Source organism: Paraburkholderia sp. SIMBA_030 (genome assembly GCF_046535245.1).
Lineage (GTDB): Bacteria > Pseudomonadota > Gammaproteobacteria > Burkholderiales > Burkholderiaceae > Paraburkholderia.
Map to the genome: position 1 here is coordinate 92,190 of NZ_JAWRXB010000016.1, position 15,646 is coordinate 107,835.

Consider the following 15,646-nt stretch of genomic DNA (forward strand, 5'->3'; position numbering starts at 1 on the left):
AAGAGACCCTAAGCTTCGCGGTGTTCGTGTTACTCGCTCACACCGCTCACACCCTTGGAGGTCTCATGAAATTGATGCAAACCGTGTTCGCTGGCGTCGCTGGCGCGCTTTTCGCGATCGCAGCGCAGGCCGCAGACATCACCGGCGCGGGCAGCACCTTCGCAGCACCGATCTACACGAAGTGGGCCGACGCCTATCAGAAATCCGGCGGCGGTAAGGTTAACTACCAAGGTATCGGTTCGTCGGGTGGCGTGAAGCAGATCGTCGCCAAGACGGTCGACTTTGCCGGTTCGGACGCTCCGCTGAAGGACGACGAACTCGCCAAGGAAGGCCTGTTCCAGTTCCCGACGGTGGTCGGCGGCGTGGTGCCGGTCATCAACGTACCGGGCGTGAAGCCGTCTGAACTGACGCTGTCGGGCGAAGTGCTGGGTGACATCTATCTGGGCAAGATCAAGAAGTGGAACGATCCGGCGATCGTTGCGTTGAACCCGAAGGTCAAGCTGCCGGATACCGACATCGCCGTGGTGCGCCGCGCCGATGGTTCGGGCACCAGCTTCATCTGGACGAACTACCTGTCGAAGGTCAACGCAGACTGGAAGTCGAAGGTCGGTGAAGGTTCGACGGTCAACTGGCCGACGGGTACGGGCGGCAAGGGCAACGACGGCGTTGCAGCCTTCGTGCAACGTCTGCCGGGCGCAATCGGCTACGTGGAATGGGCGTACGCGAAGCAGAACCACATGACGTACGTGGCGCTGAAGAACTCGACGGGCACGGTGGTCGAGCCGAAGACGGAAACGTTCAAGGCAGCGGCAGCGGGCGCGGACTGGTCGAAGTCGTTCTACCAGATCCTGACGAACGAACCGGGCAAAAACGCATGGCCGATCGTCGGCGCGACGTTCGTGCTGCTGCACACGACGCAAGACAAGGCTCCGCAAGGCGCCGAAACGCTGAAGTTCTTCGACTGGGCATTCAAGAACGGCACGCAAGCTGCAAACGATCTGGACTACATCTCGCTGCCGGATTCGGTTGTGTCGGAAATCCGTACGCAATGGAAGTCGAAGGTGAAGGACGCTTCGGGCAAGGCGCTTGCCGAGTAAGCTTGGCGTCGAGTATTACGTAACACGGTGGCCGTCCTCATGTGAGGATGGCCGTCGGCATTACCGGCCGCGCGACATATGTCATACGGCAACTGGAAACAGGTCTATCAGGCTCTCATGTCCGACATCCATTTAGCGTCTGGCGCGACCAGGTCGACACCGCCCGGCGGCTCGGCGCAACAGAAAGCACCCAGCCGTGCCGGTGACGTTATTTTCGGCGGCCTCGCGCGCCTCTCGGCCATCGTCACGCTGCTGCTGCTCGGCGGCATCATTGTCTCGCTGATCGTCGCGTCCATGCCGTCGATCAGGCAATTCGGCCTCAGCTTCCTGTGGACCGCCGACTGGGATCCACCCAGCAAGCAATTCGGCGCACTGGTGCCGATCTACGGCACGATCGCCACCTCGATCATTGCACTCATCATCGCGGTGCCGGTCAGCTTCGGCATCGCGCTTTTCCTGACCGAACTCTCGCCCGCGTGGCTGCGCCGGCCGCTCGGCATCGCCATCGAACTGCTCGCCGCGATTCCGTCGATCGTCTATGGCATGTGGGGCCTGCTGGTGTTCGCGCCGATCTTCGCGACGTGGTTCGAAAAGCCGCTCGGCGCGGTCCTCGGCGGCATTCCCATTGTCGGTGCGCTGTTTCAGGGCGCGCCGATCGGTATCGGCATTCTCTGCGCGGGTGTGATTCTCGCGATCATGATCATTCCGTACATCGCCTCGGTGATGCGCGACGTGTTCGAAGTCACGCCGGTGCTGCTGAAAGAATCGGCGTATGGTATCGGCTGCACGACCTGGGAAGTGATGTGGAAGATCGTGCTGCCCTTCACGAAGAGCGGTGTGATCGGCGGCGTGATGCTCGGCCTCGGCCGCGCGCTCGGTGAAACGATGGCGGTCACCTTCGTGATCGGCAACACCAATCTGCTCGATAACGTGTCGCTGTTTTCGCCGGGCAACAGCATTACCTCGGCGCTCGCCAATGAATTCGCCGAAGCGGATCCGGGCCTGCATACGTCGGCGCTGATGGAACTTGGCCTGATCCTGTTTGTGATTACTTTCGTCGTGCTGGCGATCTCGAAGGTCATGCTGCTTCGCCTCGAAAAAGGGGAGGGCGCGAAATGAGCCAGCCCACTTTGAAAATGCCGGGTTCGAACGACGCCGCCGCACTCGAAGCGATGCGCGTGCGTCTGCAAGGCCGCCGTCGCATGAAGAACGCCGTCGCGCTGACGCTTTCGCTCGGGGCGATGGCGTTCGGCCTGGTGTGGCTCGTGTGGATTCTCTATACGACGCTGCGTCTGGGTATCGGCGGCTTGTCGGTCGAGTTGTTCACGCAATCCACGCCGCCGCCGAACACCGATGGTGGCGGCCTCGCCAACGCGATCGTCGGCAGCCTGATGCTGGTCGGACTCGCGACTTTCGTCGGCACGCCGATCGGCATTCTCGCTGGCGTGTATCTGGCCGAGTACGGTCAGAAAGGTTGGCTCGCAAGCGTCACGCGGTTTATCAACGATATTCTGTTGTCGGCGCCGTCGATCGTGGTGGGTCTCTTTGTCTACGCCCTGGTCGTCGCGAAGATGGGTCACTTCAGTGGCTGGGCCGGCGTGTTCGCGCTGGCGCTGCTGCAGATCCCGATCGTGATCCGCACTACCGAAAACATGCTGAAGCTGGTGCCCAATGCGCTGCGTGAAGCCGCCTTCGCGCTCGGCACGCCGAAGTGGAAAATGGTGCTGTCGATCACGCTGAAGGCGTCGATTGCAGGCATCGTCACCGGCGTGCTGCTCGGCGTCGCGCGGATTGCCGGCGAAACCGCGCCGCTGCTGTTCACGGCGCTGTCGAACCAGTTCTTCTCGTTCGATATGGGCCAGCCGGTCGCCAACCTGCCGGTCACGATCTACAAGTTCGCGATGAGCCCGTTTGCGCAATGGCAATCGCTCGCGTGGGCCGGCGTCTTCCTGATCACGCTCGCGGTGCTGGGACTGAACATCCTCGCGCGCACGATCTTTTCGAACAAGTAAGGGCGGAGTGTAATCCGATGAATATGGCAGAAACTCAACTCAATCCGATCGCGCGCCCCACCGCGCCCGCCGGTTTCGATCCCGCCCAAAGCGGCCAGGCGCTGTCGCCGTCGCGTCCGAAGATCGAGATCAACGACCTGAACTTCTTCTACGGCAAGTATCACGCGCTGAAGAATATCAATCTGCACATTCCCGAAGGCAAGGTGACCGCGTTCATCGGCCCGTCGGGTTGCGGCAAGTCCACGCTGCTGCGCACCCTCAACAAGATGTACGCGCTCTATCCGGAGCAGCGTGCCGAGGGCGAGATCCTGATGGACGGCGAAAACCTGCTGACCTCCAAGCGCGATATTTCGCTGCTGCGCGCACGGATCGGCATGGTGTTCCAGAAGCCGACTCCGTTCCCGATGTCGATTTACGACAACATCGCGTTCGGCGTGAAGATGTTCGAAACGCTGCCGCGCTCGGAAATGGACGACCGCGTCGAATGGGCGTTGACCAAGGCCGCGTTGTGGAACGAAGTGAAGGACAAGCTGGGCCAGAGCGGCTACGGTTTGTCGGGCGGCCAGCAGCAGCGCCTGTGTATCGCACGCGGCATCGCGATACGTCCTGAAGTGCTGTTGCTCGACGAACCATGTTCCGCACTCGACCCGATCTCGACGGGCCGCATCGAAGAACTGATCGCCGAATTGAAGAGCGATTACACGGTGGTGATCGTAACCCATAACATGCAACAGGCGGCGCGCTGTTCGGACTACACTGCCTATATGTACCTCGGAGAATTGATCGAATTCGGCGACACCGAAAAGATCTTCATCAAGCCGGTCCGCAAGGAAACCGAGGACTACATCACCGGCCGCTTCGGCTAAGCCGACGAGCAAATAACGGAGTACGACATGTCCGATAAACACCTGTCCAGCCAGTTCGATGCCGACCTTAACTTCGTTTCGTCGAAGGTCCTCGAAATGGGCGGTCTGGTCGAATCGCAGATCGTCAACGCGATGATCGCGCTCAACAACTTCGACCTCGACGTCGCCGAACAGGTGATCGCGGCCGAAGAACGCCTGAACACGATGGAAGTCGAAATCGACGAAGAGTGCAGCAACATCATCGCGCGTCGCCAGCCGGCCGCACGTGACCTGCGCCTGTTGATCGCGATTTCGAAGACCATCACGAATCTTGAGCGTGCCGGCGACGAAGCCGAAAAGATCGCCAAGCGCACCAAGCGTCTGATGGAAGACGGTGCATCGCGCACCATCAATATCGCCGAGATCAAATTGTCGGGCGAAATGGCCGTGTCGATTCTGCGCCGCGCGCTCGACGCGTTTGCTCGCCTCGACACGGTAGCCGCCGCGCAGATCGTGCGCGACGACAAGGCGATCGACGAGGAATTCCGCGCGTTCGTGCGCAAGTTGATTTCGTACATGACTGAAGATCCGCGCTCGATTTCGGTGGGCCTCGACTTTCTCTTTATCGCCAAGGCGATCGAGCGGATCGGCGACCACGCGAAGAACATCGCTGAGTTCATCATCTATATCGTCAAGGGCACCGACGTGCGCCACAAGTCGCGCGATGCGCTCGAACGCGAAGCCCTCGGTTAACTCCAGCATAAAGGTCAAAGAGGTGCCGATGCCCAGCAGCATTCTCGTCATTGAAGATGAGCCCGCCATTTCCGAACTGATTTCGGTCAATCTTCAACACGCCGGACACTGCCCGATTCGCGCGTACAACGCGGAGCAGGCGCAGAACCTGATCAGCGATGTGTTGCCCGACCTCGTCCTGCTCGACTGGATGTTGCCGGGCAAGTCTGGCATCGCGTTCGCACGCGATCTGCGTAACAACGAACGCACCAGGCACATTCCGATCATCATGCTGACCGCGCGCGGCGACGAGCAGGACAAGGTGCTCGGCCTCGAAATCGGCGCCGACGACTACGTCACCAAGCCGTTCTCGCCGAAAGAGCTGATGGCGCGCATCAAGGCGGTGTTGCGCCGCCGCGCGCCGCAGTTGACCGAAGACGTCGTTGCGATCAACGGTCTGAAACTCGACCCGGCGACGCACCGGGTGGCCGCGCATGCCGAAGGCAGCGAGATCAAGCTCGATCTCGGCCCGACCGAATTCCGTCTGCTGCACTTCTTCATGACGCATCCGGAGCGCGTGCACAGCCGTACGCAACTGCTCGATCAGGTGTGGGGCGATCATGTGTTCGTCGAAGAACGCACGGTGGACGTGCACATCAAGCGTCTGCGCGCGGCGCTCAAGCCGGCCGGGTGCGATGCTATGATTGAGACGGTGCGCGGCAGCGGTTACCGGCTCGCGAAGAGCGCTTAACTTCTTCGGTAGTGCCGAAAGCGTTGAAGGCGTTGGTGACGGCGCTTACACCACCCGAGTCACGCACGTGACGAATAGGCGTCGCGATCCATGATCACGGCGCGTACGGTTTTCTCTTCGATCGCTAGAACATGAACATCATCTGGGCGCGCTCCCTCGTGTCGGTCGTGCTGCTGGCTGTTCTTTGCGCGGTGGTCGGCGCACTGGTGAACGTCAAGGCAGGACTGGCCCTCGCGATCGTTCTGCTGCTCGCGCAGGGCATCTTCAGCACCTTTCACAAGCAGCGCTTATGGCGCCTGCTCGACGCGCCGGTCTATGGCGAAGTGCCGAGCGCTCCCGGCATCTGGGGCGAAATCTATTACCGTCTGCATAAGCTCGCGAAGCGCTGGCATGCGCAGGTGCGGCAGGTCGAGCAGCAGCACTCGCGTTTCATTCAGGCGATCCAGGCGTCGCCGAACGGTGTCGCGATGCTCGACGATCACGACCAGATCGAGTGGTGCAACGCGATCTCCGAACTCCATTTCGGACTCGACGCGAAACGCGATCTGCGCCAGCACATCACGCATCTGGTGCGTCAGCCCGACTTCGTCCGCTATCTGAATTCGCACCGGTACGAAGAAATGCTGATCATGCGCGGGATGGGCGACAAGCGCCAGAACGTGCTGTCGGTGCAGGTGTTTCCGTACGGCGAAAATCGCAAGCTGGTGCTCTCGCAAGACATCACCGAACTGGAGCGCACGGACGCGATGCGCCGGGACTTCGTCGCCAATGTCTCGCATGAACTCAAGACGCCGCTTACCGTGCTATCGGGCTTTCTGGAGACGATGCGCGAGTTGCCGTTGAGCGAAGCCGAACGCTCGCGCTACCTCGAACTGATGGAACAGCAGGCGTCGCGCATGCGCCACATCGTCAACGATCTGCTGGTGCTGGCCAAACTGGAAGGCGACAACAAGCCGCCAAGCGATCAGATGATCGATATGCGCGCGGTGTTGCGGCATCTCCAGGAGGACGCGGAGAGTCTGTCGAGCGATCATCACAAGATCGTGTTCGACACCGACGAAGGGCTCACGGTCACCGGCGTCGAAACAGAAATTCTCAGCGCGTTGGGCAACCTCGTGATCAACGCGATCCGCTACACACCGGATGGCGGCGCGATTCAGGTGAACTGGCGAGCGAACGGCGGCAGTGCGGTGTTTTCGGTCACCGATAGCGGCCTGGGAATTCCGGCTGCGGACATTCCGCGGCTGACCGAGCGCTTCTATCGCGTCGACCGCAGCCGTTCGCGCGATACCGGCGGTACGGGCCTTGGGCTCGCGATCGTCAAGCATGTGCTGCAACGGCACGATGCACTGCTCGAGGTGAAGAGTGAAGAGGGGCGTGGCAGCACGTTCACCGTGCGCTTTCCGGTGTATCGCACGGCACGCAGGCACCCGGCGCCGGTTTGACAACGTTGCCCCGTAAAAAAGCCCGCCGTGGAAACAAGGCGGGCTTTTTTTAGCCTGGTTCGCTTGCTGATTCGCTCACGAACAGAATTTAGTCAGCAAACTCATTTGCGCATTGCGCGACGACTTGCCCGGCCGCCGCCGACGATAGTGGCCGTCGCTTTGCATCAGCCACGCGGACTGGTTGTCGCCGAGAAACGCCGACAAGCCTTCAGCAATCACGCGCCGCTTCAAGCGACGGTTGTTGACCGGGAACGCCACTTCGACGCGACGGAAGAAGTTGCGGTCCATCCAGTCGGCGCTCGACAGATACACCTGTTCCTTGCCGCAGTCGTAGAAGTAGAAGATGCGATGATGTTCCAGAAAGCGCCCGACAATCGAGCGCACCGTGATGTTCTCCGACAAGCCGGGCACGCCGGGCTGCAACGAACACACGCCGCGCACGATCAGATCGATCTTCACGCCCGCCTTCGACGCTTCGTACAACTCGGCGATCACGGTCGGCTCGAGCAGCGCATTCATCTTCGCGACGATGCGCGCTTTCTTGCCGGCGCGCGCATGCTCGGCTTCCGCGCGGATCGCTTCGACTAGCTTCGGGTGCAGCGTGAACGGCGATTGCCAGAACTCATGCAGCCGCAATTCACCGCCAATGCCCGTCAGTTGCTGGAACACGTGATGGACGTCTTCGCAGATTTTCTGGTCGGCGGTCATCAGGGCGAAGTCGGTGTAAAGCCGGGCGGTGCGCGGATGATAGTTGCCGGTGCCGAGGTGAGCATAACGCCTGAGCGAAGTCTTGCCGCCCACCGACACGCGCCGCACGATCAGCATCATCTTCGCGTGGCACTTATGGCCCACCACGCCATAGACGACGTGCGCGCCCACCGCTTCGAGCTGCGACGCCCAGTTGATGTTGGTTTCTTCGTCGAAGCGCGCGAGCAGTTCGACCACCACCGTGACTTCCTTGCCGTTGCGAGCGGCTTGCATCAGCGCGTCCATCAGCGGCGAATCGGTGCCGGTGCGATAGATCGTCTGCTTGATTGCCACCACGTTCGGATCCTTGGCCGCTTGCAACAGCAGTTCGAGCACCGGCTGAAAGCTCTCGTACGGATGATGCAGCAGCACGTCGTCCTGATCGATCACGTCGAACAGGCTGGTGCTGTTGGCGATCCGCGGCGGTATGGCGGGGATGTGCGGCACGAACTTCAGGTCGGGCCGGTCCACCATCTCCGGCAACTGCATCAGGCGCACCAGATTCACGGGGCCGTCGGCGTAGTAGCAGTCCTTGTCCGACAGACCGCTTTCGTCGAGCAGGCGCCGCACGACGTGCGAGGGCGTTTCTGCCGACACTTCCAGCCGCACCGCATTGCCCAGGTGCCGTGCCGGCAATTCGCCCTGCAACGCGACACGCAGATTGGTGATTTCGTCTTCGTCGACGAACAGTTCGCTATTGCGCGTGATGCGAAACTGATTGCAGCTACGCACCACCAGATTCGGAAACAGCTCGCCCACGAAGCGTTGCAATAGCGAGCTGAGCAGCACGAAGCCATGCGGATAGCCCGACAGCTCCTGCGGCATCCGCACGAGGCGCGGCAACGCGCGCGGCGCCTGGACGATGCCCATCATCGCCTGGCGGCCGAAGGCATCCTTGCCTTCCAGTTCGACGACGAAGTTCAGGCTCTTGTTGAGCACGCGCGGGAAGGGATGCGCCGGGTCGAGTCCGATCGGCGTGAGCACCGGCAGCAGTTCGTCGAAGAAGTAGTTGCGCGCCCATTCGGTCTGCGCTTCGTTCCATGCTTCGGTGCCGTGAAAGTAGATGCCTTCTGCTTCGAGCGCAGTGAACACGGTATCGTGCAGCATCGTGTACTGACGATGCACGAGCTTCTGCGCGCGTTCGACCACGAGGTCGTACACGTGCTGCAGCGACATGCCGTCGGGCGACAGCGCACCCGGGTTGTCGCGCATCTGTTCCTGCAGTCCGGCCATACGGACTTCGAAGAATTCGTCGAGGTTGCTACTGGTGATGCAGATGAAGCGCAGGCGTTCGAGCAAAGGGACGGCGGGGTCGGCAGCTTGTGCCAACACACGCTCGTTGAAACCCAGAATGCCCAGCTCGCGATTCAATAAGGGGTAGCGGATGGACATCGGCAGCGAGAATGGATTGTCAGGAAGGGACGCGGAAAGACGCTCGGAAATTCTCACAGTATGATTACGTAGTTATGACATTCTCGATGGCTTAAATTCTACGCTGTATTCTTCGCGTGTCGTCAATATGACGCGGTGTATATGGGACCATGGCGCACACCCAACACTGCGAGGTCACATCGTGAGGCCCGGTACGCTTAAAATGGCGTCTTTGAACAGTGCGGCCGGCTACAAGACGCATACGGCGTCTTCCGCATCCCTGGCTGCCGCGCTCGCGCGCATGGAGTCCGCTCAATCGATGGTCAATCCCCCACACCTCCTCGCTGCCGTGGATCTCGGCTCCAACAGCTTCCGGCTGATCGTCGGCCGGGTCGAGGAAACCGACGCGGGTAGCCAGATTTATCAGGTCGACGCGTTGCGCGAACCGGTGCGCCTCGCCGCCGGTCTGTCGAGCGACAAGATGCTCGATCGCGCGTCGCAAGTGCGCGGCTGGGATGCGCTGAAGCGCTTCGGTGAACGGCTGCGCGACTTTCATCCCGATCATGTTCGCGCGGTCGCCACCAACACGCTGCGCATCGCCAAGAACGCCAACGAGTTTCTCGGCGAGGCGCAAGCCGCGCTCGGTTTCCCGATTGAAGTGATCGCCGGCCGCGAAGAAGCACGCCTGATTTATGCCGGCGCCGCACACTCGGTGCCCGCGAGTTCGGGCAAGCGGCTGGTGGTCGATATCGGCGGCGGCTCGACGGAATTCATCATCGGTTCGCACTACACGCCGATCAAGATGGAAAGTCTATATATCGGCTGCGTGAGCCATAGCCGCGCGTTCTTTCCGGCCGGCAATGTCGACGAATACACGATGCGCCAGGCCGAACTCGCCGCGAGCCGCGAAATCCAGATCATTTCCGCTGAATACAAAAAAACCGGCTGGGAGCAGGCGATCGGCTCGTCGGGCACCGCGCGCGCGCTGGCCGAACTGGTCGAGGCGAACGGCTTCAACGATCCGGGCGTTACGCACGGTATTTCGCGCGGCGGGCTCGAACGGCTCAAGCGCGCGTTAATCAAGGCGGAAAACGTCAATCGTCTGAAGCTTGTCGCGTTGAAGGCCGATCGGATTCCGGTGCTGGCGGGCGGCCTGTCGATCATGCTGGCGGTGTTCGATGAACTCGGCGTCGAATACGTCGATACGACGGACGGCGCGTTGCGTCTGGGCGTGCTGTACGATCTGCTGGGCCGCGCGCAGCACGAAGACATGCGTACGGTGACCGCCGGCGGCTTCATGCGGCGCTATGGCGTCGATCGTGCGCAGGCGGGACGGATCGGCGACCTGGCGGTGAGTTTCTACGATCAGTTCTCGGAGCCGGATGACGAGCGTCGAGTGGAAAACCGGATGTTCCTCGGTTGGGCCGCGGCTTTGCATGAAATCGGTTTGTCGATTTCGCACAGCGCGTATCACAAGCATTCGGCCTATATCGCGAGCAATGCGGACATGCCGGGTTTTTCGCGCACCGATCAGGCGCGGCTCGCCGCGCTGGTGCTCGGCCACGCGGGCAAACTCGGCAAGTTGTCGCAAACGCGCGAAGTGGAATGGCCGCTGTTGTTCTGTTTGAGGCTCGCGGCGCTGCTGTGCCGCCGGCGTGCCGATGTCGGTTTGCCCGGCATCGCGGTAGCGCAGGCGAACGGCGGCTACGAAGTGCGCTTGCCGAACGAATGGGTCGCGAACAATCCGCTCACGGATTACAGCCTGATTCAGGAGGCTGCGGAGTGGGAGAAGGTTGGCATCCCGTATCGCGTGGTTTACACGGACGAGTAAAAAGCGACGGTTAAAAAAAGCCCGGCGGTTCAAATTCGCCGGGCTTTTTTATGTGCGCATTGCAGATGCGTCGAGCGTATCCGGGTCAATCAACGCGGCAGCGCATCGCCCAAAAAGTGCCGTGCATAACGTGCATTGATTTCGGAAAGACGAAGCAGCGTCAGAAAGTCCGCCGTGTTGAAGTCGGGATCCCAGGCCGGTGCGCCGCAAATTTTCGCGCCAAGACGCAGATAGCCCTTCACCAGCGGCGGCGGCGCGACGTCCGCGCCCGTTTGCAACTCGTCGACCGGCAGCGGTGTATGCGGAAACGCGCGATATTCCGGCGTCGTCAGTGCGTTGTCGCGCAGCGAGCAATACAGATTCGCCGCGTAGTGACCGCCGTCGACCATCGCGACGCTCGCGCAGCCGAGCATCGTTTCGTAGCCGTTGTGCTTCATATACTCGGCGAGGCCCGCCCACAGCGACATGATCACCGAGCCGCTGCGGTAGTCCGGGTGCACGCACGAACGGCCGACTTCGACCATCTTGGCGCGCAGATGCGTGAGACGTGAGACGTCGAACTCGCTCTCCGCATACAGGCCGCCGATACGCGCGGCCTGATGCGGCGGCAACGCGCGATAGGTGCCGACAACTTTCAGCGTGTCGAGATCGCGCACCAGCAGATGATCGCAATACGAATCGAACGAATCGACGTCGAGACCGGCGGGGCCCGTCAGGCGGGCACCCATTTCATCGGCGAACACCCGGTAGCGCAGCCGCTGGGCCTCGCGCAGTTCTTCGTCGGTGCGTGCCCATGTAACTTGCAGGCGATGCTGGGCGGTGACCGTTTCTTCGGCGCGCGGCAGACGGCGCAACTCGAAGATCGAAGCGAGGGGCAGGGTGGGCGTCGGCAGTTCTCGCATGTGGCGTCCTGGTCGAAAAAAGGGGAGATTTCTTTTTTCGCCAATGTAGTAACGCCTGGTGACGATCGCATGGCAAAGCCGTGACGATTGGATGACGGCCCGTAAGCTGCGGGCTTGCGGCTTGTCATGTCACGCGGATGTGTTGTGCCGGCGCGACCGTGTGTAGCGGCCCCCTGGGATAGCGTTCGAGGCAGCGCCCGCGCAGGCTCAGATCAAATCGGGGCTCATCGCCGCGCGCAGGACGGCCTGTTCGTCACCGTTGCGTTCACGGCTGGAGATCCACCAGACGCCGGCCTTCTTCAGCGGCCAGCTCGCTTCGCTGTTGGCGAGCAGCAGCGCTGCGACGTGGCCGAGGGTTGGCTGGTGGCCGACGATCACGACGGTTTGAGCGATGCCTTCGGGCCAGCCGGCGGCGGTGAGCACGTCGTTGGCGCTCGCGTTGGGGGCGAGCTCGCGCACCACGCGATACTGGTCGCTCAAGGTTTCGGCGGTCTGGATGGTGCGCACCGCGGGGCTTGCGAGAATCACCGCGTCCTCGGGCAGGCGGGTGCGCAGCCATTTGGCGACGTTCTGTGCCTGTTTGCGGCCCTTCGTGGTCAGCGCGCGGGCGAGATCGCTCGGGGCGAAATCTTCGGCTTCGGCGTGACGCCAGAGGATCAGATTCATGCGTGTCTCCTTGACTCTGGTTGCGGCGGGGAAAGCAGCGCCGGTATTTCGATCACTGTCGCATGGGGGCTTGCGATGCCGCAAGGCAAAGGCCCGGGTGGGTTGTATAAGCGACAGCGTATATCGAACGAAGTCCGCGGGATTTCGCCGGCGATTCGCCGCGCTGCCTGCGGGGGCGCCAGAACCTTCAGACAGGCGCCCTAATGCTTGAAATGCGACCCAAAAGCAAAAACCCGCGAAGCCGGAGGCGACGCGGGTTTGGTCATGCTTTCGTGGTCGGAGCGATAGGATTCGAACCTACGACCCTCTGATCCCAGGGTGAGATAGTGTGCAAGCCGATGGCGGCGCGGCTGTGGCAGTTTCGCAGAACGGAGCCGCCGCTCTGCTCAACATATCGGCGAGATGCGCTGGATCGGGCGCACACGGCGAACGCATCGGCAGCGGCGCAGTGCCTTACGCGCCGCCCGATCGCCGTCTGCTGGCGTCGATACAGCAGTCAGTTCATCGACCAGTCGCGCGACCTGTGCCCGGAACTCCGTGTGAATAAGTGAAAGCGGTACGGCGGTATCTTCGGCCACATCGTGCAGCCAGGCGGCGGCCACCATTTCAGCCGTCGCGCCGTCGCATCGCGCTAACGTCTTGACCGGGAGCCTTCTGCAAATTTATACAGGCCAGTCAGGCCACTATGATATGGCGGCATCGATGTCCTGCTGTCGAACCTGCATACCGTCGAGGCGCGCGACCCGGAATTTGCAGCGGTCTATATGCGCGAAAAGCGTCTGCTTCTCGATGTGCTGGCGCAAGCCGATCCGCGTCTTCTCGATGAAGTCCGCGTGATCGTGTCCAGTTATTTCAGCCGTCACCCCGATCTGTTGGCGTTGGATGCGCCGGAGTCCAAAGCTGGTGCGTGACGGCGGATCAACCATCAAGCAGGACGCACGAAAGCCAGCCCGCGAGGGTTGGCTTTTTCACTTTTTGCGGCGGCAAAAGCTTCGAAAATTGAATTTAACCATTGTTGACGGAAATTCGGATTTATCTGATTGGCGCCACTTCCTCGCCTGGCATAACTTCTTATGGGGCAATCCGCACCCATTTAACAGGACTAGGGAATAACAAGACATGGCTGCATCGACAAACGGAAAAATCCGTTATTTCAAGATCGGTAAGTTGCTCTGGCGATGGAAGCTATGCGATGGGGACAACGGATGCAGCCCTATTCCGGGTCTCGCTATAGCTATGGACAAAGCGCCTCCGGCGCTACCCAGCCCGGCGGCGTCCACACCAACACCGACCCGCCCATGGACACGCGAAGAATTCAGGAAGGACACCGCAGCGACCTTCTCAAGCTTTAAAAAATGGCTCGATACGCCATGGGGTGACGATACGCCCGCCGCACCCAAGCCCGAGCCGGTCAAGCAGGGAAAGGTCAAGACTGTTCCGGCATTCGATATTCAGGAAATTCCGGGGGCTATGCGCAAGGAGATGATGCCGGTTGGGGCCAAGCTGATGGAGCGGTGGTTCGCTGGTCGTTTGAACTACTCGCCCACTGACGATGATGAGCAGGGCAAAATCAATCAGGACGGAAAGCCCTATCCGCCCGACATGTACGACACGACTACAGTCAAGCTGGATTGGGTGTTGAAATACGCACGCGCAAAAGAGAAATACGACTATTTGATAACGGAGGCCATTCGTTCACCGAGGGCGATTGACAAGCTTAAGGAGAAGCTAATCCCGTATAAGGCTAGGAGTGATCTTTTCACTACTGATGTTTGTGGGGATGATTCTAAGCAATTGCATAAGCTCTTCCAATTCCAATTTTCACAGGTTGACGGCGCTCTTGCAGAGAAAATCAGGAATCAATTAATAGCAGATATCGAGCGTTCCGGTATTCCTGACGACCTTACTGCTGCGCTTGGCTCATTCAATATATATGTGGCCATTGGGTCTGTCCGTTTTTCACAGGATATCGCTAGCGGTGTGGTAGTGAGTGGGACAATAAAAGCTCAAATAACGGGCATATGGGTGTACGTGACGGATGGCTATACGTTCACCGACAAACAGGGAGATCGCTCGCAATATTTGGGGCATTGGAGTAGCGACGGCGTGATCGTGATCCCACTTGACGGAGTTGCGGCCACTTCCCGGCATATTCCCTATGTAGAATCACCGGTCACCATCGGCAATCCGGTTATCAAGTGGGAGGTCTACTACCCCGTACATAACAGTGACTTTCGACAGTGGCAGATCAAGCACAAGCGGGGTGGAGATTTTATTATCTATACAGATCGGCGATTTGTTCCTGTTAACCCGGCAATCGCGGTCTACCTATGAAATTCACGCGCAGACGTGTCGCGCTGCTGGCCTTGATTGCAATCGGCGCGCTTTATTTCGCCCTGTTCAACAGAACTCCACACGGGACCAAATGCCAAAGATCGACATCGCCTGATGGTGTCTACATGGCCGAGCGCTGTCTGCTGGTCCGGATTCCGGGAGGGAACTCGGAATACGTTGGTCGGCTGTTCAATGCGAAGAGTGGGAAGCTGTTGGCGCAACACACTTTTAGTACGCCAGTCCCGGATTTGTCTTGGTCTTCCGGCGTGACCTATTCCTTGAAACCTGACGGACCTGTTCACTATTTCGGTCCGTCTGTTGGATTCTCGATAGGCGATGGCAGCGACGACTCGACGTATATCTCGCTACCGCCCTCCGGGTGGGACAGGCTGCTGGCTGCGCGTCCACGCCTTTAATCGGACGCGCAGCGCATTACCGAATACCGAATCTGCGTTCCCAAAACCATCGCCCGGTTTGGGGCTGCCTATTCAGACGACTCACCACAAGCCAACACATGTGCCGCCCACGCTTTCATCAGCGTGGCGGCGCTGTTCCAGCAAGTCAGTCCGGCGAACACCCGGTAGCGCAGCCGCACAGTTGTCGATACGTGTTGATCGAATTTGCCTACACCGTGCCTACACAGATTCCAAAAAGCAAAAAACCCGGTCGCAATGACCGGGCTAAATGCTTGATTCCGTTGGTCGGAGCGATAGGATTCGAACCTACGACCCTCTGATCCCAAATCAGATGCGCTACCAGGCTGCGCTACGCTCCGACGAATCCGAGATTCTACGTGGCATTGGGTGCCAGAGTCAATGGTGAATTGCGTCGGGCTGAAAACGGAGCGCAAAGGCGCATGTCCGCAAGCCTATATGCATCCCAACAACAGCAACCCGATCACGATGATCGACGC

15 protein-coding genes and 1 tRNA gene are annotated in these 15,646 nt (G+C 60.3%); 11 read left to right on the forward strand and 5 right to left on the reverse strand.

The window, feature by feature from the left end; all coding sequences use genetic code 11:
• The first annotated feature begins 65 nt into the window (after positions 1 to 65).
• The 7 genes from pstS (at position 66) to phoR (ending at position 6,882) form a co-directional block, all read left to right on the forward strand.
• Complete coding sequence (pstS, locus tag SB772_RS26095) at positions 66 to 1,097, forward strand: phosphate ABC transporter substrate-binding protein PstS (RefSeq protein WP_410836069.1); 1,032 nt, start codon at positions 66 to 68, stop codon at positions 1,095 to 1,097.
• 117 nt (positions 1,098 to 1,214) lie between these two features.
• Complete coding sequence (gene pstC, locus SB772_RS26100) at positions 1,215 to 2,216, forward strand: phosphate ABC transporter permease PstC (RefSeq protein ID WP_410836070.1); 1,002 nt, start codon at positions 1,215 to 1,217, stop codon at positions 2,214 to 2,216.
• Positions 2,213 to 3,109, forward strand: coding sequence for a phosphate ABC transporter permease PstA (gene pstA / locus SB772_RS26105; protein ID WP_410836071.1), 897 nt, complete (start codon positions 2,213 to 2,215; stop codon positions 3,107 to 3,109). The genes pstC and pstA overlap by 4 nt, the downstream gene beginning before the upstream one ends.
• 17 nt (positions 3,110 to 3,126) lie before the next feature.
• Positions 3,127 to 3,975, forward strand: coding sequence for a phosphate ABC transporter ATP-binding protein PstB (pstB, locus tag SB772_RS26110; protein ID WP_410836072.1), 849 nt, complete (start codon positions 3,127 to 3,129; stop codon positions 3,973 to 3,975).
• A gap of 27 nt (positions 3,976 to 4,002) precedes the next feature.
• Positions 4,003 to 4,707: a phosphate signaling complex protein PhoU gene (gene phoU / locus SB772_RS26115; protein WP_410836073.1), complete on the forward strand. Its 705-nt coding sequence runs from the start codon at positions 4,003 to 4,005 to the stop codon at positions 4,705 to 4,707.
• 28 nt (positions 4,708 to 4,735) lie between these two features.
• Entirely contained in the window at positions 4,736 to 5,437 is a 702-nt protein-coding gene (gene phoB, locus SB772_RS26120; RefSeq protein WP_331599213.1) for a phosphate regulon transcriptional regulator PhoB, read from the forward strand.
• A gap of 131 nt (positions 5,438 to 5,568) precedes the next feature.
• On the forward strand, positions 5,569 to 6,882 hold the full coding sequence (phoR, locus tag SB772_RS26125) for a phosphate regulon sensor histidine kinase PhoR (protein WP_410836074.1): 1,314 nt from the start codon (positions 5,569 to 5,571) through the stop codon (positions 6,880 to 6,882).
• A gap of 75 nt (positions 6,883 to 6,957) precedes the next feature.
• On the opposite strand, the gene ppk1 is transcribed toward phoR, so the two are convergent.
• Positions 6,958 to 9,021, reverse strand: coding sequence for a polyphosphate kinase 1 (gene ppk1 / locus SB772_RS26130; protein WP_410836075.1), 2,064 nt, complete (start codon positions 9,019 to 9,021; stop codon positions 6,958 to 6,960).
• 202 nt (positions 9,022 to 9,223) lie between these two features.
• Here ppk1 and ppx point away from each other — a divergent pair, with 202 nt between their 5' ends.
• Positions 9,224 to 10,831 carry an exopolyphosphatase gene (gene ppx / locus SB772_RS26135; protein WP_410836076.1) on the forward strand — a complete coding sequence of 536 codons (1,608 nt, stop codon included), beginning with the start codon at positions 9,224 to 9,226 and terminating at the stop codon, positions 10,829 to 10,831.
• 89 nt (positions 10,832 to 10,920) lie between these two features.
• On the opposite strand, the gene SB772_RS26140 is transcribed toward ppx, so the two are convergent.
• The 3 genes from SB772_RS26140 to SB772_RS26150 all read right to left on the reverse strand — a co-directional run bounded on the left by SB772_RS26140 (position 10,921) and on the right by SB772_RS26150 (position 13,061).
• A complete protein-coding gene (locus SB772_RS26140) occupies positions 10,921 to 11,733 on the reverse strand; it encodes a GNAT family N-acetyltransferase (protein WP_410836077.1) in 813 nt (270 codons plus the stop codon).
• Positions 11,734 to 11,940: 207 nt separating this feature from the next.
• Complete coding sequence (sixA, locus tag SB772_RS26145) at positions 11,941 to 12,399, reverse strand: phosphohistidine phosphatase SixA (RefSeq protein WP_410836078.1); 459 nt, start codon at positions 12,397 to 12,399, stop codon at positions 11,941 to 11,943.
• A gap of 386 nt (positions 12,400 to 12,785) precedes the next feature.
• Entirely contained in the window at positions 12,786 to 13,061 is a 276-nt protein-coding gene (locus SB772_RS26150; protein WP_410836168.1) for an HD domain-containing protein, read from the reverse strand.
• A gap of 102 nt (positions 13,062 to 13,163) precedes the next feature.
• Here SB772_RS26150 and SB772_RS26155 point away from each other — a divergent pair, with 102 nt between their 5' ends.
• The 3 genes from SB772_RS26155 to SB772_RS26165 all read left to right on the forward strand — a co-directional run bounded on the left by SB772_RS26155 (position 13,164) and on the right by SB772_RS26165 (position 15,149).
• Positions 13,164 to 13,310: a hypothetical protein gene (locus SB772_RS26155; RefSeq protein WP_410836079.1), complete on the forward strand. Its 147-nt coding sequence runs from the start codon at positions 13,164 to 13,166 to the stop codon at positions 13,308 to 13,310.
• A gap of 208 nt (positions 13,311 to 13,518) precedes the next feature.
• Complete coding sequence (locus SB772_RS26160; protein WP_410836080.1) at positions 13,519 to 14,733, forward strand: DUF6402 family protein; 1,215 nt, start codon at positions 13,519 to 13,521, stop codon at positions 14,731 to 14,733.
• A complete protein-coding gene (locus SB772_RS26165; RefSeq protein ID WP_410836081.1) occupies positions 14,730 to 15,149 on the forward strand; it encodes a hypothetical protein in 420 nt (139 codons plus the stop codon). Before SB772_RS26160 ends, SB772_RS26165 begins: the two co-directional genes overlap by 4 nt.
• Positions 15,150 to 15,431: 282 nt before the next feature.
• Here SB772_RS26165 and SB772_RS26170 read toward each other — a convergent pair.
• Positions 15,432 to 15,508: transfer RNA gene (locus SB772_RS26170), tRNA-Pro, on the reverse strand.
• Positions 15,509 to 15,646: the final 138 nt, after the last annotated feature.